Raw genomic sequence first — 20038 nt, forward strand, 5'->3', positions numbered from 1 at the left:
ATGTCGAACATGATGAAGGCGCTTGTGAAGGCCAAGGCCGAACCGGGCATCTGGATGGAAGAGGTGCCGGTGCCGGAAATCGGCCCCAACGACGTGCTGATCAAGATCAAGAAGACGGCGATCTGCGGTACCGACGTGCACATCTACAATTGGGACCAGTGGGCGCAGAAGACGGTGCCGGTGCCGATGGTGACGGGCCATGAATTCGTCGGCACCGTTGCCGATTTCGGCGCAGCGGTCACCGAATACAAGGTCGGCCAGCGTGTATCGGGCGAAGGCCACATCGTCTGCGGCCATTGCCGCAACTGTCGCGCCGGGCGAGGGCATCTGTGCCGCAACACGCTCGGCGTCGGCGTCAACCGTCCGGGCGCCTTCGGCGAGTATCTGGCGATCCCGCAGCACAATGTCGTGCCGATCCCCGACGACGTGCCCGACGAGATCGCCGCCATCTTCGATCCCCTCGGCAATGCGGTTCACACTGCTCTGTCCTTCGACCTGGTCGGCGAGGACGTGCTGGTCACCGGCGCCGGGCCGATCGGCATCATGGGCGCGCTCGTCGCGCAATGCGTCGGCGCGCGAAAAGTCGTCATCACCGACATCAACCCGGTGCGGCTGGCGCTTGCCAAAAAACTCGGTGTCCAGCATGTCGTCGACGCCTCGAAGGAAAAGCTGCGCGACGTCATGCCGGTGCTCGGCATGACCGAGGGGTTCGACGTCGGCCTCGAAATGTCGGGCGCCGCCCCCGCCTTCCGCGACATGATCGACACCATGAACAATGGCGGCAAGATCGCCATTCTGGGCATCGCGCCGACCGGCTTCGAGATCGACTGGAACAAGGTCATCTTCAAGATGCTGCATCTCAAGGGCATCTACGGTCGCGAGATGTTCGAGACCTGGTACAAGATGATCGCGCTGGTGCAGGGTCCGCTCGATGTCTCCGGCCTGATCACGCACCGCATCGGCATCGACGATTTCCAGGCCGGCTTCGATGCGATGCGCAGCGGCAGTTCCGGCAAGGTGGTGATGGACTGGTAGGCGCCAAATCCATCGAGCGAACGTGGCTAGTAAGCAGGTTCGTTCTTGAGGCTGTTGAGGCCGTTCTCAAGAATGCGATCGAGCCTGTCGGAATCGACCACGGGTTGCTTATGTTTTTTGCCTCCGCCCGGAAGATTATCAACGATTACATGCGCAACGACGTCAGGTGGCGGCGGGCCAGCAAAGGCCATGTCGAGAGTGTTGATGTTGGCTCGCGCGAGACGCCCATTCGCTGAGCCCGAAAGATTGGTAATATGGAATCCGGGTTTGGCTACTCCTTCGGTGGTAAGAGTAAACTGTCTTCGGTAGGAGAATGTCGGCAGTTTTTTCTCCCCACTATTTTCCCTTACCCATTGCGCTGTACCGAAAATCCGATCGAACCCGAGCGCGGAGACAGATTTATTGAGGGCGGCACTGGTGCCGTATTGGTAATAATAATTTGGACATTTCAGGTTATTTAAATTTAACTTATATTTATAAACTATTTTGTCCTGATTTGCGCGCGTAAGTTTACCTAATAGCCCGAGTGAGAGTGGGTAAGGAGAATATGGAATAGACCAATCCAGGGTGCTAAGACCAATCTCACCCGTGTTAGTTAGATCTGAGGTCAATTCAAACGCGATACTCCATTCGCGTATCCATTTGTTTCTTGTATTTGCTTTCTCATATTGCGAGACGGAGCGATCCAGCGCGCACTGTATTTCTGCTAGGACTTTTTCGACGTTGACGCTTGGTTGATTGAGCGCGTACGGAGCCAAGTTGCCGCATCCGGTCAGAAGTATCGACGCAGGCAAAAATAGGCCGAATAATCCCTGATACGAAACCATTGGCCCCCCCCAATGAGTAAGTACTTTCAAGTTAAATTAAATAAAATTTTTTGCAAGACGCTGTTTCATCGTCGAGCGACGAACCGAGTTTATTTGTCGCCCGTAGTCTCGTAGATGGTCGATATGTTGGTCGAGCGATTGTTTCCCAAATTTTTGTCCAGCCCTTCTTAAGTGGTTGAAGTCGGCCGTAATATTTTTTCATCTTCCATGTTGTCGATCGCGTCAAAGAGAACGGCTTGTTGACGTAATTTCATGCGTTTGATTAATTCCCGTTCAAACGCCTTCGCCAGCGGCACCATCTCGCGGTAGGCGGCCAGCCCCGCCTTGGTCAGCGACAGATGCTCGACCCGGCGGTCTTTCTCATCCGGTGTCCGCACGAGCCAACGCCGCCGTTCGAGTTCAGCCACGGCGCGCGAAACTTTGGTCTTGTGCATGGCCGATTGCTCGCCGATTGCAGACGCTGTCATCGTTCCATGCTGCCCCAGCCCCGAAAGGGTGCGCCATTCCGGCCGCGTCAGGCCATGGCTGTCCTTGTATATTCGCGAAAATTCGCGGCTGACGGCATCGGCAAGCCTGTAGAGCCGGTAGGGCAGGAAATTTTCCAGATTGAGAATTTCAGGCGCGTCGGGCGCTTCGCTCTTGATCGCCATTTTTCAAAGCCGCCATTGATGGTTACATTTTCAATGGTTACAAATGAAACCAGTTTGGTCAATTGATATCCATTCCGGGAGGAAGCGATGGCCTTTTCCTACATGCCGGGTTTCGGCAACGATTTTGAAACCGAGACGCTGCCCGGTTCGCTACCGCAAAGACGAAATTCCCCGCAGCGGCCGGCCTACGGCCTCTACGCCGAGCAGCTTTCGGGCTCGCCCTTCACCGCCCCGCGCGGCACCAATGAACGCTCCTGGCTTTATCGCATCCGGCCGAGCGTCAAGCACACTGGGCGTTTCAAGGCGGCCAGCTATCCCTTGTGGAAGACCGCGCCCAATGTCGGCGATCACGAACTGGCGCTTGGCCAGTATCGCTGGAACCCGGTGCCGATGCCGAAGGAGCCGACCGATTTCATCGCCGGGATGCGCTCGATCACCACAGCCGGCGACGTGCTCGGGCAGACCGGCATGGCGGCTCATGTCTATGTCGCCAACACCTCGATGGTCGACGACCATTTCTTCAACGCCGACGGCGAGTTGCTGGTGGTGCCGCAGGTCGGCGCTTTGCGCTTCGTCACCGAGATGGGCGTCATAGAATTGAGGCCTGGCGAGATCGCGGTCTTGCCACGCGGTCTGGTCTTCAAGGTCGAGCTGGTCGACGCCGAAGTGCGCGGCTACGTCTGCGAGAACTACGGCGCCAAGTTGACGCTGCCCAACCGCGGCCCGATCGGCGCCAACTGCCTGGCCAACCCACGCGATTTCAAGACGCCTTGCGCCTGGTTCGAGGAGAAGGAGACGCCGTGCCGGCTGACGGTGAAATGGTGCGGCAATTTCCATGTCACCGAGATCGGCCATTCGCCGCTGGATGTCGTTGCCTGGCACGGCAACTACGCGCCCTACAAATATGATCTGGCGACGTTTTCGCCGGTCGGCGCGCTGCTGTTCGACCATCCAGATCCGTCGATCTTCACGGTGCTGACGGCGCCGAGCGGCGAGGAAGGCACCGCCAATATCGACTTCGTCATCTTCCCGCCGCGCTGGCTGGTGGCCGAAGATACGTTCCGGCCGCCCTGGTATCACCGCAACATCATGAGCGAGTTCATGGGCCTGATCCACGGCCAGTACGACGCCAAGGAAGAGGGTTTTGTGCCCGGCGGCATCAGCCTGCACAATCTGATGCTGGCCCATGGGCCGGATGCGCCTGGCTTCGAAAAGGCCTCGCGCGCGGACCTGAAACCGGTCAAGCTCGACAACACCATGGCGTTCATGTTCGAGACCCGATTTCCGCAGATGCTGACCCGCTACGGCGCCGAACTCGAAACCCGGCAGGACAATTACATCGACTGCTGGGCCGACCTGAAGAAGCGTTTCAACGGCACGCCGGAGGGCGACTGGTCTTGAGCGCCGAGCCAATGCCGGATCGGTTGGTGCTTTTGGGCTCGAAGGGTGGTCCTGCGCTCCGGCCAGGCGGTCCATGGCCGAGTTCGTCGCTGCTGCAGATCGGCGGCCGCTGCATCGTCGTCGACTGCGGACTTGGCGTCACGCGTAGTCTGGTCGATGCTGGCATCAGCCTGAAATCGCTCGATCTGATCTTCATCACGCATCTGCATTCCGACCACGTGCTGGAACTGGGGCCGCTGATCCACACCGCCTGGACGGCGGGTCTGGCGACGCCCGTCGGCGTGTTCGGCCCACCTGGCACGGACCATTACTGGCAGCGTTTTTGCCAGGCGATGGAGTTCGACATTGAAATCCGCATCGTCGACGAGGGCCGGCCGGATATTCGCGACCTGGTTTCGATCGTCGAATTCGGCGAAGGCCAGGTGGTCGAGCAGGGCGGCTTGACGGTTTCGGCGCTGCGCGTCGAGCATCCGCCGGTGACCGATTGTTTTGCGTTGCGCTTCGAGCATGGCGCCAAAAGCGTGGTGTTCTCCGCTGACACTGCCTTTTATCCGCCGCTCGCCGATTTTGCCCGGAGCGCGGATATCCTCGTTCACGAAGCCATGCTGGAACAAGGCATCGAGCGGCTGGTGGCCAGGACCGGCAATGGCGCGCGGCTGAAAGAGCATCTGCTCGCCAGCCACAGCTTTGCCGAAGAGGCTGGCAGCATCGCCAGCGATGCCAGCGTCAGGAGACTGGTGCTCAATCATCTCATTCCGGCCGACGATCCCGGGATCGGCGAGGCCGATTGGATTGCCGCTGTCAGGAAAACTTGGAACGGCGACTTGACGATCGCCCGCGACGGCCTTGTTGTGGAGCTAGCATGATCCCGAAAAGTGGGAACCGGTTTTCGGAAAAGATCATGCGTAAGATAAAAAACCAAAGCAGCGCCAAAGCTGCAGCAGGAGAGGAAACCGGATGAAGCTTGCCACATTGAAGGACGGGACGCGCGACGGAAAACTCGTCGTCGTCTCGCGCGACCTGACACGCTTCACCGACGTCTCGTTCCTGGTGCGCACGCTGCAGGCGGCGCTCGACGACTGGCGGCGCATCGCCCCGCATCTCGGGACAATAGCGGAATCGCTTGAGAACAATGCGATGCCGGCGGAGCGCTTCCACGAGCATGACGCCCATTCGCCGCTGCCGCGCGCCTATCAATGGGCCGACGGCTCTGCCTATGTGAACCATGTCGAGTTGGTGCGCAAAGCCCGCGGCGCCGAGATGCCGGCAAGCTTCTGGACCGACCCGCTGATCTACCAGGGCGGCTCGGATTCTTTCATTCCGCCACGCGATCCGATCCGCGTGGCTGACGAGGCCTTCGGCATCGACATGGAGGGGGAAGTCGCCGTCATTATCGACGACGTGCCGATGGGCGCCAGTCTCGAAGCAGCAAAGGCAGCGATCCGGCTGGTCATGCTGGTCAACGATGTCACGTTGCGCGCGCTGACCGGACCGGAGCTTGCCAAGGGATTTGGGTTTTTCCAGTCAAAGCCGTCCTCGACCTTTTCGCCTGTCGCGGTGACGCCGGACGAACTGGATGACGCCTGGGACGGCGGCAAGGTCAGCCTGCCGCTGCTCGCCGATCTCAACGGCAAGCCGTTCGGCCGGGCCAATGCCGGTATCGACATGACCTTCGACTTTCCGGCGCTGATCGTTCACGCGGCAAGGACACGGCCATTGGCCGCCGGCACGATCATCGGCTCGGGGACCGTCTCCAATAAGCTCGACGGCGGGCCGGGCAAGCCTGTCTCGGCCGGTGGCGCCGGCTATTCCTGCATCGCCGAACTGCGCATGATCGAGACCATTGTGTCAGGCGAACCCAAAACGCCGTTCCTGCGCTTCGGCGACACGGTGCGCATCGAGATGAAGGACAAAACCGGGCATTCGATCTTCGGCGCCATCGAGCAGAAGGTCGAAAAATACGAGAGGTGAGGGCATGACGGGGGTCTATCTGCTGGCTGGTGTCTGGGCACTCGCCATACTGGCGGTCTTCATCCAGGCGACCCGGCTGAGCTACTGCATCGAGGCGCGCTCACCCGACCTGACCAACCGCAGCGGCTTTCCACGCAAGGCGATGATGTTCCACACCATCACCAACGTGAAAGTCGCGCGGGATGAGGAGACGCAAGCCATGCGGCGACGCATGAACGGGCTGCTGTTGCTCGTTCTTGCCGGATTCGCGATCATGGGGGCAGGCTTGCATCTGGTGCGGGCAGGGGGCTGATCTCGTGGACCTGCTCGACCATCTGCGCCGGATGGCCGACAACAATCTGTGGTCGAACGACCGGCTCTACCGCGCGGTGCTGTCCCTCCAGCCTGGTGAGTTCGAGGCCGAACGCACCAGCTTCTTTCCGTCGATCAAGGCAACGCTCAACCACATCCTTGCGGTCGATCTTCTCTATCTCGATTTTCTCGAAGAGGGTGGTCTCGGTGCTGCCGCCCATGACGACTTCGTGCCCCTCGACGAGCCGGCGGCGTTGTTTGCCGCGCAGGTCGCAGCCGACCGGCGGCTGATCGTCTTTTGCGATAGGCTGTCGGCCGACGATCTCGATCGGCAGGTTATCACCGACCGGCGCGAGGACGGCATGATCCCCGAGCGCATCGGCGATATCCTCGCCCATGTCTTCCTGCACGACATCCATCATCGCGGTCAGGTGCACGCCATGCTTTCGGGCACGTCGGTCAAGCCGCCGCAATTGGATGAGTTTCTGCTCGACTATGATTTGAAGTTGAGGAAAGTGGAGGTTGAGCGGCTGGGGCTCTAATTAATCGTCAAGCCGCTCGGCCCTTTCAGAGCAGCGGTGGCGCCGATAGGTCTTTCCTTGCCGGGGGGCGGCAAGAGACGCGCTACGACCCTGCCACGCCGGGTGATTACGATCTCTTCGCCAGCATTTGCACGCCTGACGAGTTCCGACAGTTTGGCTCTGGCTTCCGTAATAGAGACGTGCATGGCTTGACCTCACTAGGCCCAACCTTAAGCCAAAGCCGATTGGGCCGCAGCGAGAGTAGCCTTACGCCGCCTTGCCGTCCACCTTGATCACCCCGCGCTTGATCTGGTCCTGCTCGATGGATTCGAACAGCGCGCGGAAGTTGCCCTCGCCAAAACCTTCGTCGCCCTTGCGCTGGATGAACTCGAAAAAGATCGGGCCGATCACGGTCTTCGAAAAGATCTGCAGCAGGATCTTGGTCATGCCGCCATCGACGACGCCTTCGCCGTCGATCAGGATGCCGTGCTTCTTCATCCGCTCGATCGGTTCGTCATGGCCGTTCACGCGGCCATACGACATGTCGTAGTAGGTTTCAGGCGGGCCGGGCATGAACTTCAGCCCGTTCTCGGCAAGCTTGTCTGTAGCGGCGTAGATCTCGTCGGTGCCAACCGCAATGTGCTGGATGCCCTCGCCATTGTACTTCTTCAGGTATTCGGCGATCTGGCTGGTCTCGTCCTTCGACTCGTTCAGTGGAATGCGGATCTTGCCGCAGGGCGAGGTGATGGCGCGGCTGACCAGGCCGGTGATCTTGCCGTCGATGTCGAAGAAATGGATCTGCTTGAAGCCGAACAGATTGCGGTAGAAATCCCACCACTTGTCCATCTGGCCGCGATAGACATTGTGGGTCAGGTGATCGAGGTAATAGAAGCCGACGCCTTCCGGCCGCGGGTCGCGACCGCCCAGCCACTCGAACTCGGCATCATAGGCCGAGCCCTTCTCGCCATAGGTCTCGATGAAATAGAGCAGCGAGCCGCCAATGCCGATGATTGCCGGCACGTCGAGCGCCTTGTCGGCGCCTTCGTAAGGCGTGGCGCCCTTGGCAACGGCATGATCGAAGGCGTGCTTGGCATCGACCACCCGCCAGGCCATCGAGGCGGCGCAGGGGCCGTGCTTGTCGACGAACTTCATCGCATGCGAGCCGGGCTCGGCATTGACGACATAGTTGATGTCGCCCTGGCGCCAGATGGTGATGTCTTTCGTGCGGTGCCTGGCTACCGCGACATAGCCCATGCGGGCGAAGAGTTCGGCCAGCTTCTGCGGCTCCGCATGCGCGAACTCGACAAACTCGAAACCGTCGGTGCCGGCCGGATTGTCCTTGCTGATCCTGGCGGGCGGTGCGTCGTGCGGGAAGGGACCCATGATATTCCTCCGAAGCTGGCCTGGCCTGAAAAGGCCCATCTTGCACGATCATAACGCGGAGGAGGCGCACGGTGCTTGCATTCAAACGCTTGAAATGATGATGTCATGCGTGAAGCATGCATGATATGAGGAAAAACCATGGATGAAACGCGCATTGATCAGTTTGACCGCAAGATAATGGCGCTGTTGCAGGGTGATGCGCGGCTCACCAACAACGATCTTTCGGAGCGGGTGAACCTGTCGGCGTCGCAATGCTCGCGCCGCCGTCAGCGGCTGGAGGAGGACGGCTTTATCAAGGGCTATCGCGCCGTTCTCGACCGCGACAAGCTCGGTTTTTCGCTGGTCAACGTCATCTCGGTCACGCTCGCCACGCACAACCGCGACAATGCGCGGCGCTTCGGTGAGTTGGTGGCGCGGCTGCCCGAGGTGCAGGAGGCGCACGCCCTGACCGGCGAGATGGATTACATCCTGAAAGTGGTAACACCCGACCTGAAGTCGCTGTCGGAATTCGTCAACGGGGTGCTCTTGCCGCACGAATCCGTGCAGCATGTGAAGACGGCGATCGTGCTGGAGACGCTCAAGGAAACCGGCGCGCTGCCGATCTAAATTTTGGGCGGATCAACCCTTCGACTGCTGGATCAACCCATACAGATTGGTGCAGCGGGCGCCGGAGCGGCAATAGGCGAAGACCGGGCCGTCGAGCTCGTCGAGCGCTTCGGCCTGATCGTCGACATTCTCGGCCGTGATCTGGCCGCTGATCACCGGAATGTAGCGGAAAGCGAGCCCTGCGGCTTCCACCGCCGCCTTGACGGTGTCGGCAGAAGGCTGGCCGGGCTGTTCGTCATCGGGCCGGTTGCAGATGACGCTCTTGAAGCCGGCTTCCTTGATGGCGGCGACGTCCTCAGGCTGGATCTGGCCCGAAACCGAATAGTCCTCGCTGATTTCGCGGTATTCCATGGCAGCATCCTCGCAAACTGGTCAGGTGGCAGTCTTGCCACTCCCCGACATGGGCGGCAATCCGTACCGAAGGAATTCTCTGCCAAATAGACATTGCGTGCCGGAAAATCCAACCGAGCCGATGCGGCCCGGCTGGACGAACCTTCAAACTCAGCTGCCGAGAATGGCGCCTTTGATCTGACGGATATTGTTGTGCATCATGTCGATATAGGTCGCGGCCGGGCCGTCGGGCTGCGACAGCGCGTCCGAATAGAGCGTGCCGCCGACCTTGATGCCGGTTTCGCTGGCGATCTGTTCGATCAGGCGCGGGTTGGTGATGTTCTCGACGAAGATCGCAGCCGCCTTGTCCTGCTTCACCTGGGTAACCAGCTTGGCGACGTCGGCGGCGGATGGTTCCGAGTCGGTCGAGATGCCTTGCGGGGCGAGGAAGGTCAGGCCGTATGCGTGTTCGAAATAGCCGAAGGCGTCATGCGAGGTGATGACGACGCGTTTGCTCTCCGGGATCGAGGCAATCGCCGCTTTCACTTCACCTTCGACAGCGTCGAGCTTCTTGGTGTAAGCGGCGGCGTTGGTCTGGTAGCTGACGCAGCCTTCCGAATCGGCCGCGCAAAAGGCCTCGGCGATGTTCTTCACATAGATCCTGGCATTGGCGATCGACTGGAATGCGTGCGGATCGGTGACCGTCTTGCCGCCGCCGGTGCCGGCGCCTTCGGCTGCATCGGCGTCGGCGAATTCAGGCTTGAAATCGATCGTCGTCACGCCCTTGGTCAAGGTGATGATGGACGCCTTGGTGGCGCTGGCATCGACCAGCCGCTGCAGAAAACCTTCGAAATGCAAGCCGTTGACCAGCACGATGTCGGCCTTGGCCATGGCCACAGCATCGGCCGGGCTCGGCTCGTAGACATGGGCGTCGCCATCCGGCCCGACGATGGTGGTGACGTCGATGCGGTCGCCGCCGACATTTTTGGCGAAATCGGCAATGACGGTGAAGCTGGCAACCACTTTCAGCGGTGCCGCGAAGGCCGACGATGCGCCAAAGGCGGTTAATGTTATAACACTCATCGCCAGGGCGGCATGGATCGATTTCAGCATAGATGGGTCTCCTTCTAGGGGCGGGGGGTCAGGCCGTTCTGTGACGGTGATGGATGATGCGCGCGCGCAGAATGCCGCGCGTGCCAAACAGGATCGAGGCGAAATAGACGACGCCGGCCGACAGGATGATGGCCGGGCCGGACGGCAGCGACGCGTGATAGGACAAAAGCAGCCCGGCGACGCAGGACGCAAAGCCGATCAGCACCGCCAGCACGCACATCGGCTCGACGCGCACCGTCCAGAAGCGGGCGGCAGCGGCCGGCAGCATCATCAGTCCGACCGACAGAAGCGTACCGAGCGCCTGGAAGCCGCCCACCAGATTGAGCACGACGAGGCCGAGGAAGATGAAGTGCACCGGACTGCCCATGCGGCTGACCGAGCGCAGGAACAGCGGATCGAGGCATTCGGCGACCAGTGCCCGCCAGAAGATGGCAAGGCTGGCCAGCGTTACCGCTACAATGCCGCCGATCAGTATCAGCGCCTCGTCGTTGAGCGCCAGCACCGTGCCGAACAGCACATGCATGAGATCGACGCTGGAGCCGCGGATCGACACCATCAGCACGCCGATGGCGAGCGAAATCAGGTAGAAGGCCGCCATCGAGGCGTCTTCGCGCTGGATGGTGAAGCGCGAGACGGCGCCGGCGCCGAGCGCGACGATGACGCCGGCGATCAGGCCGCCGATGGTCATAGGCAGGATTTCCAAGCCATAGAACAGGAAGCCGGCGGCCGCACCGGGCAGGATTGCATGCGCCATGGCGTCGCCCGACAGGCTCATGCGCCGCAGCATCAGGAAGACGCCGATGGGGCAAGCGCCGAGCGACAGCATCAGCGAACCGATCAACGCCCGCTGCATGAAGCCGAAATCGGCGAAGGGCGCGATGACAAGACCGTAAAGCGTATCCATCAGGCAGCCCTCGGTCCGACGCCATGTTGGCGGTCGTGATCGTGGTCATGGTCATGGTGATCGTGACCATGAGCGTCCTCGCCCGGCTCGCACCAGGGCGCATTTTCTTCCCAAGCCTCGTGAAAACGGCGGGCGCGCAACAGGTTTTCTGGCTTCAGCGTTTCCCGGGTTTCGCCCCAGGCGATCGGCTGGCGGGCAAGCAACAGCGTTTCGGGGAAATTCTGCCGCACCAGGTCCAGATCGTGGACGACGACCATGATGGTGCGTTCCTCGCCATGCCAGTGCTTGATCAGGGCAATGAGGTCGCCGACCGTCTTGGCGTCGACGGCGTTGAAGGGTTCGTCGAGCAGGATGAGATCGGCGTCCTGCAGCAGGACGCGGGCAAACAGCGTGCGCTGCAGCTGGCCGCCCGACAGCGTGTCGATCGGGCGTTTTTCAAAACCGCCGAGGCCGACCGCCATCAGTGCCTTGCTGACGTCGTCGCGATCTTCCCTGGTGTAGCGGCCAAGCAGGCCGCGCCGTGGCCACAGGCCGAGCGAAACCAGATCCACCACCCGCGCCGGAAAGGAGCGGTCGAGCTCCGATTGCTGCGGCAGATAGGCGGCGCGGACGCCGGGCGCGCGGATAACCTCGCCGGCCATCGGCTTCAGGACGCCGACAATGCCTTTCATCAGCGTCGATTTGCCGGAACCGTTGGCGCCGACCACAGCCGTCAGCGAGCCCTTGCGGATGGTGCCGTCGAGATGATGGATCGCCGGATGGCTGCCGTAGCCAAGCGTCAGGTCGCGGAATGTCAGGCAGGTGTTTGTCATTCTGCGATCCGTGGGGCGGCGAAATCCGGCTGCTGGCAGCGGCCGATTGGATATGTGATGTTATTACATTAGTCAACAAGCCAATCCGGCGGAATTGCGGCTGGCGGTCAACTTGCCGTGTGTTGATATCATATGCCCTTGGCCCAAGGGGATTCGACCTGGCGACCTTGCCCGAAGCCGGCCGCGACTCTAAAGAAGCGCAACCGCCACAGAAGGAACCATCCAATGAGCATTCGTCGCATCGATGTTGGCCCGCGCATGAGCCAGATCGTCATTCACGGAGACACCGTCTATCTGGCTGGCCAGGTCGGCCAGCCGACCGGCAATGTCGCCTCGCAGACCAGGGACATCCTGGCGGCCATAGACGAACTGCTGGCCAAGGCCGGTTCCGACAAGACCAAGATCTTGCAGGCGATCATCTGGCTGGCCGACATGAGCACCTTTGCCGAGATGAACGCGGAATGGGACAAGTGGGTGCCGCAGGGCAACACGCCAGCCCGCGCCACCGGCGAAGCAAAGCTCGCCACCCCGGATTATCTGGTCGAGATTATTATTACTGCGGCGATCTAAAGCGTCGAAGCTGCCAATCTCCCCCCGTGTGGGGGAGATGCCCGGCAGGGCAGAGGGGCGCGCTGTCCCGCCAGCCTCTCATTTTATCGAAACACCGTCGAACAAATTCCCGGCAGGCGCATTCGAGGGTCGCGCTCCACGGCGCCCCCCTCTGTCCTGCCGGACATCTCCCCCACGAGGGGGAGATCACCTCACCCCTGCGGCCTGAACCTTGCCACCAGCGTGTGGCTCTCGGCCGCGTAGGTAAAGCGCACATGGGTGACCGGATGTTCGGCGCTCCATGTCCGTCGCTCGACCACCAGGCACGGCGCGCCGACTTCGATGTCGAGTGCGGCCGCTATATGTCTGTCGGCGGCGACAGCGCGAATCCGGTGCTCGGCTTCGCTCCACGGCACGCGGCCGATCAGCCATGGCCCTGGCGCTATGGCCAGGAATTCCTCGTCCGCTGCCTCGGGCACGGCGGTGAGATTGATCAGCCGCTGTTCATGCGCGAACGGCCGCTCGCCGGCGAAATGCCCGCATTCCAGCGCCAGAACCGGTCCGGCCAAGCCCAATTCCAGCAGGGCGCGATCCTCGGCGCTGCTGCGCCTTTTGTGCCGAGCAACGCGCTCGTAGCGGTAGGGCAGGCCGAGCGCTTCGACCTCGATGCGGATATCGTGGATTTCCAGCACCGCCGCTTGCGACTGCGGCCGGCGCACAAAGCTGCCTGAGCGGCGGCGTCGTTCGATCAGCCCGGCCTTGGCAAGCTGTGACAGCGCCTTGTTCACCGTCATGCGCGAGCAATTGTATTGCACGCTCAGTTCGTGCTCGAACGGGATGCGATGGCCGGGCGCCCATGCGCCGGACGTGATCTTCTCGCTAATGTCGGTCAGGATGCGCTGGTGCAGCGAGCCGCCACCTTCCGCTACCACTGTGCCGGCCATGCTCATGCCGAAAGCGCCGTCATCACGCTGCGAAAACGCTCGGCGATGGCCTCGCGCTTGAAATGCCTGCCGCCGCTGACCTGTTTGAGCCCATGCACCCAGACGCAGTCGACCTTGCTGCCATTGGCGAAGATCCAGGCGTCGAGGATCGCGTCGCCGCTCTTGCCGGCCAGCGAGGGATTTTTGGGATCGAGCGAGACGAGATCGGCCGATGCGCCGGCGGCGATCGCGGAAGCACCGGCGCCAAGCGCGACGCTGCCACCGTCGAGTGCGGCGTTGAACAGCGCCCGGCCGGTCGAGCCGCCCGCGACCGCCAGCACATTGCGGGCGCGGTGGGCGAGGCGCTGCGAATATTCGAGCTGGCGCAACTCATCGGGGAGGCCGATGAGCACGTTGGAATCGGAGCCGACGCCATAGCGGCCGCCATGTTCCCTGAACAGCGGCGCGGCAAAAGTGCCGTCGCCGAGATTGGCCTCGGTGATCGGGCAGAGGCCGGCGATGGCGCCGCTCCTGGCCATGGCAACGGTTTCCGTATCGGTCATATGGGTGGCGTGGATCAGGCACCAGCGCTTGTCGACCTTGGCATTGGCCAGCAGAAATTCAACCGGCCGCGCGCCCGACCAGGCGAGGCAATCCTCGACTTCCTTCACCTGTTCGGCGACATGGATGTGGATCGGCCCGTCCGGCGCTAAGGCAGCCACCTCGGTCAGCTCTTCCGGTGTCGCGGCGCGAAGGCTGTGCGGAGCGACGCCGACGACAGCCTGTTTCAACGCGCGAACCGATTCGCGGCATTTCTCAACAAGCCGCGAGAACCGATTCACATCGTTGATGAATCGCCGCTGGCCTTCGTTTGGCACGGCACCGCCGAAAGACGAGTGCGCATAAAACACCGGCAACAGCGTCAGGCCGATACCCGTTTCGCCGGCCGCGGCCGCAATGCGTTCGGCCATTTCGGCGGGGTTGGCATAGGGTTTGCCGTTGCGGTCGTGATGCAGATAGTGAAATTCCCCGACGCGTGAAAAGCCGGCCTCCAGCATTTCGACATAGAGTTGTGCGGCAACCGCCTCGACCTGATCGGGTGTCATCGACAGGGCGAAACGGTACATCACCTCGCGCCAGCTCCAGAAACTGTCGGCGGAGGGGCCGCGAAGCTCGGCAAGGCCGGCCATGCCGCGCTGGAAGGCGTGGCTGTGCAAATTGGGCATGCCGGGCAACAGGATCGCGTGGCGTTCGTCGCCGGCTGCCGCAGCGGCGCCAGGCTGAACGGCTGCAATGCGTCCCTCGGCCAGGGTGAGCCGCACATTATCGCGCCAGCCATCGGGAAGGAGCGCCTGTTTCGCAAAGATCGCTGCCACTTTTCTCTCCGGTTCTCTGTCTCTCATGCGATGATGGCACTTGCAGTGCGTTTCAATATGTATATACATAATCGTCATCGATTGAAACGGAAAAGATGATGGCTGGACAGAGCAAAAGCCGGGCAGGGGATCTTCGTCTGTGGCGCAATGCGCGGCTCACGACCATGGCCGAAGGGTCTGCCGGACTTGGCGTCGTCGAACATGGCGCGGTCGCTGCGCGTGACGGCCGCATTGTCTATGCCGGCCCCGAATCGGAGCTGCCCCCAACACTTGCCCAGGCCGCCGAAACGGTCGATTGCGAGGGCCGCTGGATCACGCCTGGCCTGATCGACTGCCACACGCATCTGGTCCATGCCGGCAACCGCGCCAACGAATTCGAGATGCGGCTGGCCGGCGCCACCTATGAAGAGGTCGCCCGGGCCGGTGGCGGCATCGTCTCCTCGGTCAAATCGCTGCGCGCCGCCAGCGAGAGCGAACTGGTCACCCAATCGCTGCCACGCCTCGATGCGCTGATCGCCGAGGGCGTAACGTCAGTGGAAGTAAAGTCGGGCTACGGCCTCGACCTCGAAAACGAAAAGAAATCGCTGCGTGCAGCCCGCCAACTGGGCGAGCAACGGTCGGTGACGATCCGCACCACCTTTCTCGGCGCTCACGCGCTGCCGCCGGAAGCCAAGGGCGACAAGGACGCCTTTATCGATCTGGTCGCCAATAAGATTCTTCCATCGGTTGCCGCCGAGGGACTGGCCGATGCCGTCGACGGTTTTTGCGAGGGCATCGCCTTTTCGCCGGAACAGATGGCGCGCGTCTTCGATGCGGCCAAGGCGGCAGGCCTGCCGGTCAAGCTCCATGCCGACCAGTTGTCCAATCTGCATGGCGCCGAACTCGCCGCCCGTTACGGTGCGCTGTCGGCCGACCATCTCGAATACACCGACGAGGCGGGTGCGGCGGCGATGGCCAAGGCGGGGACCGTGGCGACGATCCTGCCAGGCGCCTACTATTTCATTCGCGAAACCAAGAAGCCGCCGATCGGCCTGTTTCGCCAGCACGGCGTCAGGATGGCTGTCGCCACCGACAACAATCCCGGCACCTCGCCGCTGACCTCGCTGCTCCTGACCATGAACATGGCCGCGACCCTGTTCGGCCTGACGGTCGATGAATGCCTTGCCGGCGTCACCCGCGAGGCCGCCCGCGCGCTTGGTTTGCTGGGAGAAACCGGCACGCTCAAGGTCGGAAAATCCGCCGACCTGGCGATCTGGAACATCGAGCGCCCCGCCGAACTCGTCTACCGCATGGGCTTCAACCCGCTGCATGCCCGCATCTGGAGAGGACAATGACCGAACTGACCCTGAAGCCCGGCAATGCGACGCTGGCGGACTGGCGCGCCATCTATCTTGGCGCCGTGCCCAAGCTGGACAATGCCTGCCGGCCGAAAATCAAGGCGAGCGCCGAGGCCGTCGCCAGGATCGTTGCCAAGGGCGAGCCGGTCTATGGCATCAACACCGGCTTCGGCAAACTGGCCAGCGTTCGCATCCCGGCCGAGGATCTCGAGACCTTGCAGCGCAACATCGTCCTGTCGCACGCCGCCGGCGTCGGCGAGCCGATGCCGGTTGCCGTCTGCAGGCTGATGATGGCGCTGAAGCTCGCCAGCCTGGCGCAGGGCGCGTCGGGTGTGCGGCCGCAGACCATTGAATTGCTGGAAGCGATGCTGGCCAACGACGTCATCCCGGTGGTGCCGGCGCAGGGTTCGGTCGGCGCCTCCGGCGACCTCGCCCCATTGTCGCATATGACGGCGGTGATGATCGGCGTCGGCGAATGCTTTACCCCGCATGGCCGTTTCCCGGCCAAGGTAGCCTTCGTGTCGCATGGCCTGGAGCCGGTGGCACTGGGCGCCAAGGAAGGCCTGGCGCTGCTCAACGGCACCCAGTTTTCGACCGCCTATGCGCTGGCCGCTCTGTTCGAGGCCGAAGTGCTCTACCAATCGGCGCTGGTCGCCGGCGCCCTGTCGACCGACGCGGCAAAAGGCTCGGACGCGCCCTTCGATCCGCGCATCCATGTGCTGAGAAAGCATCCCGGGCAGATCGAGACGGCCGGTGCCCTGCGCAATCTGATGGCCGGCAGCGCCATCCGTGAATCGCATCGGGTTGGCGACGAACGCGTGCAGGATCCGTACTGCCTGCGCTGCCAGCCGCAGGTCATGGGCGCGGCACTCACCGTGCTGCGCCAGGCCGCCGATACGCTGGGCACCGAGGCCAACGGCGTCACCGACAATCCGCTGATCTTCGCTGAGGATGACACCGCACTTTCAGGCGGCAATTTCCACGCCGAGCCGGTCGCCTTCGCCGCCGACATGATCGCGCTCGCCGTCTGCGAGATCGGCTCACTGTCGGAGCGCCGCATCGCCATGCTGGTCGATCCGGCACTTTCCGGCATGCCGGCCTTTCTGACACCGAAGCCCGGTCTGAACTCCGGCTTCATGATCCCGCAGGTGACGGCGGCGGCTCTCGTCTCGGAAAACAAGCAGAAAGCCTATCCGGCCAGCGTCGATTCGATTCCCACATCGGCCAACCAGGAAGACCATGTTTCGATGGCCGCGCACGGTGCGCGCCGGCTGATCGGCATGGTCGAGAACGCCACCGCGGTGATAGGCATCGAATTGCTGGCCGCGGCCCAAGGTTGCGATTTCCATGCACCGCTGGCCTCGAGCGGCGCCCTGGAGGCAGTGCGCAAGCTGGTCCGGGCCGAAGTGCCGCATCTCGACAATGACCGCCATTTCCACCCCGATATGGAAAAAGCCATCGCCATGGTGCGCAGCGGTGCGGCCATCAGGGCCGCCGGCGGTGTGGCTCTGCCGTCGATTTCCGGAGCGATGTGATGGCAAGCGCGCCGTGGCTGACGGTCACGCCCGGCACAGCCCCGTTGCTGGTGTCGATACCACACACCGGCATCGACCTCGCCGGCCTTGAGAATCGGCTGGTCTCGCCCTGGCTCGGCCGCCGCGACTGCGATTGGTGGATCGACAATCTTTATGACTTTGCCGCCAGCCTCGGGGCGACGGTGGTGCACACCGCGATCTCGCGCACCGTCATCGACGTCAACCGCGATCCCTCCGGCGCCTCGCTTTACCCCGGCCAGGCGACGACCGGCCTTTGCCCGACCGAGACTTTCGATGGCGATCCACTCTATCGCGAGGGCGAAGAACCGGGGCCGTCGGAGATCGACGAGCGTCGCGAGAAATTCTTCGTGCCCTACCATGCCGCCCTGCAGGTCGAGATCGACCGGTTGCGTAGCTTGCACGAAAAGATCGTGCTCTATGACTGCCACTCGATCCGTTCAGCGCTGCCGCGCCTGTTTGAAGGCATGCTGCCGGTTTTCAATCTCGGCACCAATGACGGCAGGAGCGCCGATCCGACGCTGCAGGCGATGGTCGGCCAGATCATGACCGAAACCGGTGAAACCTTTGTCATCAACGGCCGCTTCAAGGGCGGCTGGATCACACGCCATTTCGGCCAGCCGCAACAAGGCGTGCATGCGCTGCAGATGGAACTCTCCAACCGCGGCTATATGCGCGAGCCAGATGGCAAGGGCACGCCGGACAATTGGCCGGTGCCCTATGACGCCGAGTTCGCAGCACCGATCCGCGCCACGCTGCGGAAAATCCTCGAGACCGCGACATCCTGGGCGCGCGTCTGACATCAGGTCCTTTTATGGAGTGACGCCATGAACAATCCTCGCCACAACATCCGCGAAGTCCGCAGCCCGCGCGGCACCGAAATCAGCGCGCGCTCCTGGCTGACGGAAGCGCCGCTGCGCATGCTGATGAACAATCTCGACCCGGATGTTGCTGAAAATCCCAACGAGCTGGTCGTCTATGGCGGCATCGGCCGGGCGGCGCGTACCTGGAACGATTTCGACCGCATCGTCGCCTCCTTGAGGACGCTGGCCGATGACGAGACTTTGCTGGTGCAGTCCGGCAAGCCGGTTGGCGTCTTCCGCACCCATCCGGACGCCCCGCGCGTGCTGATCGCCAACTCCAATTTGGTGCCGCACTGGGCGAATTGGGAAAAGTTCAACGAGCTCGATAAGAAGGGCCTGATGATGTACGGCCAGATGACGGCCGGCTCGTGGATCTACATCGGCACGCAAGGCATCGTGCAGGGCACCTACGAGACCTTCGTCGAGGCCGGCCGCCAGCACTATGGCGGCAATCTCAAGGGAAAATGGATCCTGACCGGCGGTCTCGGCGGCATGGGTGGCGCCCAGCCGCTCGCCGCCGTCATGGCCGGCGCCTGCTGCCTGGCCATCGAATGCAACCCGGACTCGATCGATTTTCGCCTGCGCACCCGCTACGTCGACGAGCGCGCCGACACGCTCGACGAGGCGCTGGAAAAGATCGAACGCTGGACCAAGGCCGGTGAGGCGAAGTCGGTCGGTCTGCTTGGCAATACGGCCGAGATCGTCCCGGAAATGTTCCGGCGTGGCATTCGTCCCGATATGGTGACGGACCAGACCTCGGCGCATGATCCCATCAATGGCTATCTGCCGAAGGGCTGGACGATGGCCGAGTGGCGCGAGAAGCGCGTCAGCGACCCCAAGGCGGTCGAGAAGGCGGCACGCGCTTCCATGCGCGAACATGTCGAGGCGATGGTGGCGTTCTGGAACGCCGGCGTGCCGACGCTCGACTACGGCAACAACATTCGCCAGGTGGCCAAGGAGGAGGGGTTCGAGAACGCCTTTGCCTTCCCCGGCTTCGTGCCGGCCTATATCCGTCCGCTGTTCTGCCGCGGCATCGGCCCCTTTCGATGGGCGGCGCTGTCGGGCGATCCTGAGGATATCTACAAGACCGATGCCAAGGTGCGCGAACTGACGCCCGGCAACACCCATCTGCACAATTGGCTCGACATGGCGCGCGAGCGCATCGCCTTTCAAGGGTTGCCGGCGCGCATCTGCTGGGTCGGCCTCGGCGACCGCCACAGGCTCGGCCTCGCCTTCAACGAGATGGTGGCCAAGGGTGAGCTGAAGGCGCCTGTCGTCATCGGCCGCGATCACCTCGATTCCGGCTCGGTCGCCTCGCCGAACCGCGAAACGGAATCCATGAAGGACGGTTCGGACGCGGTGTCCGACTGGCCGCTGCTCAACGCATTGCTCAACACGGCGTCCGGCGCCACCTGGGTGTCGCTGCACCATGGCGGCGGCGTCGGCATGGGCTTTTCGCAGCACGCCGGCATGGTCATCGTCGCCGACGGCACGCCGGACGCAGCAAGGCGCCTGGAGCGGGTGTTGTGGAACGACCCGGCGAGCGGTGTCATGCGCCACGCCGATGCCGGCTACGAAATCGCCGTCGAATGC

The 20038-nt window shown here is 62.4% G+C and carries 22 protein-coding genes; 12 read left to right on the forward strand and 10 right to left on the reverse strand.

The annotated features are described in order from the left end of the window. Positions 1-1035, forward strand: coding sequence for an L-threonine 3-dehydrogenase (gene tdh, locus EN943_RS21720; protein WP_013533376.1), 1035 nt, complete (start codon positions 1-3; stop codon positions 1033-1035). Positions 1036-1061: 26 nt separating this feature from the next. Here the strand turns inward: tdh and EN943_RS21725 are convergent, their stop codons facing one another. Together EN943_RS21725 and EN943_RS21730 are read right to left on the reverse strand one after the other, a co-directional pair. Further along, on the reverse strand, positions 1062-1862 hold the full coding sequence (locus EN943_RS21725; protein ID WP_127414581.1) for a hypothetical protein: 801 nt from the start codon (positions 1860-1862) through the stop codon (positions 1062-1064). Between the two features lie 167 nt (positions 1863-2029). Further along, positions 2030-2512 carry a MarR family transcriptional regulator gene (locus tag EN943_RS21730; protein ID WP_127414582.1) on the reverse strand — a complete coding sequence of 161 codons (483 nt, stop codon included), beginning with the start codon at positions 2510-2512 and terminating at the stop codon, positions 2030-2032. Between the two features lie 87 nt (positions 2513-2599). Here EN943_RS21730 and hmgA point away from each other — a divergent pair, with 87 nt between their 5' ends. The 5 genes from hmgA to EN943_RS21755 all read left to right on the forward strand — a co-directional run bounded on the left by hmgA (position 2600) and on the right by EN943_RS21755 (position 6717). Then, positions 2600-3913, forward strand: coding sequence for a homogentisate 1,2-dioxygenase (gene hmgA / locus EN943_RS21735; protein WP_127414583.1), 1314 nt, complete (start codon positions 2600-2602; stop codon positions 3911-3913). Positions 3914-3924: 11 nt separating this feature from the next. Next, positions 3925-4779: an MBL fold metallo-hydrolase gene (locus EN943_RS21740; protein WP_164778309.1), complete on the forward strand. Its 855-nt coding sequence runs from the start codon at positions 3925-3927 to the stop codon at positions 4777-4779. A 91-nt stretch (positions 4780-4870) separates the two neighbouring features. Next, positions 4871-5884 (forward strand): fumarylacetoacetate hydrolase family protein, encoded by a 1014-nt coding sequence (locus tag EN943_RS21745; protein ID WP_127414585.1) that lies wholly within the window; start codon positions 4871-4873, stop codon positions 5882-5884. Between the two features lie 4 nt (positions 5885-5888). Continuing rightward, the gene (locus EN943_RS21750; RefSeq protein ID WP_127414586.1) at positions 5889-6176 is read left to right on the forward strand and encodes a hypothetical protein; all 288 of its coding nucleotides are present in this window, start codon (positions 5889-5891) and stop codon (positions 6174-6176) included. A 4-nt stretch (positions 6177-6180) separates the two neighbouring features. Beyond that, positions 6181-6717, forward strand: a complete 537-nt coding sequence (locus tag EN943_RS21755) for a DinB family protein (protein ID WP_127414587.1) — start codon at positions 6181-6183, stop codon at positions 6715-6717. Here EN943_RS21755 and EN943_RS21760 read toward each other — a convergent pair. Both EN943_RS21760 and hppD read right to left on the reverse strand, forming a co-directional pair. Then, positions 6714-6902, reverse strand: a complete 189-nt coding sequence (locus tag EN943_RS21760; RefSeq protein WP_127270132.1) for a type II toxin-antitoxin system prevent-host-death family antitoxin — start codon at positions 6900-6902, stop codon at positions 6714-6716. The two genes, EN943_RS21755 and EN943_RS21760, sit on opposite strands and share 4 nt — an antisense overlap. Before the next feature lie 61 nt (positions 6903-6963). Then, on the reverse strand, positions 6964-8079 hold the full coding sequence (gene hppD / locus EN943_RS21765) for a 4-hydroxyphenylpyruvate dioxygenase (protein WP_127414588.1): 1116 nt from the start codon (positions 8077-8079) through the stop codon (positions 6964-6966). Positions 8080-8217: 138 nt separating this feature from the next. Here hppD and EN943_RS21770 point away from each other — a divergent pair, with 138 nt between their 5' ends. After that, on the forward strand, positions 8218-8685 hold the full coding sequence (locus EN943_RS21770; protein ID WP_023762149.1) for an Lrp/AsnC family transcriptional regulator: 468 nt from the start codon (positions 8218-8220) through the stop codon (positions 8683-8685). Positions 8686-8697: 12 nt separating this feature from the next. On the opposite strand, the gene EN943_RS21775 is transcribed toward EN943_RS21770, so the two are convergent. The 4 genes from EN943_RS21775 to aztA all read right to left on the reverse strand — a co-directional run bounded on the left by EN943_RS21775 (position 8698) and on the right by aztA (position 11844). Then, complete coding sequence (locus tag EN943_RS21775; protein ID WP_127414589.1) at positions 8698-9036, reverse strand: TIGR01244 family sulfur transferase; 339 nt, start codon at positions 9034-9036, stop codon at positions 8698-8700. A gap of 150 nt (positions 9037-9186) precedes the next feature. Next, positions 9187-10128 carry a zinc ABC transporter substrate-binding protein AztC gene (aztC, locus tag EN943_RS21780; protein WP_127414590.1) on the reverse strand — a complete coding sequence of 314 codons (942 nt, stop codon included), beginning with the start codon at positions 10126-10128 and terminating at the stop codon, positions 9187-9189. A gap of 28 nt (positions 10129-10156) precedes the next feature. Next, positions 10157-11032, reverse strand: coding sequence for a zinc ABC transporter permease AztB (gene aztB / locus EN943_RS21785; RefSeq protein WP_127414591.1), 876 nt, complete (start codon positions 11030-11032; stop codon positions 10157-10159). Beyond that, positions 11032-11844, reverse strand: a complete 813-nt coding sequence (gene aztA, locus EN943_RS21790; protein ID WP_127414592.1) for a zinc ABC transporter ATP-binding protein AztA — start codon at positions 11842-11844, stop codon at positions 11032-11034. Before aztA ends, aztB begins: the two co-directional genes overlap by 1 nt. Before the next feature lie 225 nt (positions 11845-12069). Here aztA and EN943_RS21795 point away from each other — a divergent pair, with 225 nt between their 5' ends. Then, positions 12070-12414, forward strand: a complete 345-nt coding sequence (locus tag EN943_RS21795; RefSeq protein ID WP_127414593.1) for a RidA family protein — start codon at positions 12070-12072, stop codon at positions 12412-12414. A 191-nt stretch (positions 12415-12605) separates the two neighbouring features. On the opposite strand, the gene hutC is transcribed toward EN943_RS21795, so the two are convergent. Further along, complete coding sequence (gene hutC / locus EN943_RS21800; protein WP_127414594.1) at positions 12606-13343, reverse strand: histidine utilization repressor; 738 nt, start codon at positions 13341-13343, stop codon at positions 12606-12608. Then, positions 13340-14692: a formimidoylglutamate deiminase gene (locus tag EN943_RS21805; protein WP_127414595.1), complete on the reverse strand. Its 1353-nt coding sequence runs from the start codon at positions 14690-14692 to the stop codon at positions 13340-13342. The genes hutC and EN943_RS21805 overlap by 4 nt, the downstream gene beginning before the upstream one ends. A gap of 98 nt (positions 14693-14790) precedes the next feature. Between EN943_RS21805 and hutI the strand changes: the two genes are divergently transcribed. The 4 genes from hutI to hutU all read left to right on the forward strand — a co-directional run. Beyond that, positions 14791-16026, forward strand: a complete 1236-nt coding sequence (gene hutI / locus EN943_RS21810) for an imidazolonepropionase (protein ID WP_127414596.1) — start codon at positions 14791-14793, stop codon at positions 16024-16026. After that, a complete protein-coding gene (gene hutH / locus EN943_RS21815) occupies positions 16023-17564 on the forward strand; it encodes a histidine ammonia-lyase (RefSeq protein ID WP_127414597.1) in 1542 nt (513 codons plus the stop codon). Before hutI ends, hutH begins: the two co-directional genes overlap by 4 nt. After that, positions 17564-18382, forward strand: coding sequence for an N-formylglutamate deformylase (gene hutG, locus EN943_RS21820; RefSeq protein WP_127414598.1), 819 nt, complete (start codon positions 17564-17566; stop codon positions 18380-18382). Before hutH ends, hutG begins: the two co-directional genes overlap by 1 nt. Before the next feature lie 27 nt (positions 18383-18409). Continuing rightward, the coding region (hutU, locus tag EN943_RS21825; protein WP_127414599.1) for a urocanate hydratase at positions 18410-20038 on the forward strand (1629 nt) is incomplete at its 3' end.

Origin of the sequence: Mesorhizobium sp. M7A.F.Ca.US.006.01.1.1, from assembly GCF_003997935.1 — a bacterium.
Taxonomy (GTDB): domain Bacteria; phylum Pseudomonadota; class Alphaproteobacteria; order Rhizobiales; family Rhizobiaceae; genus Mesorhizobium.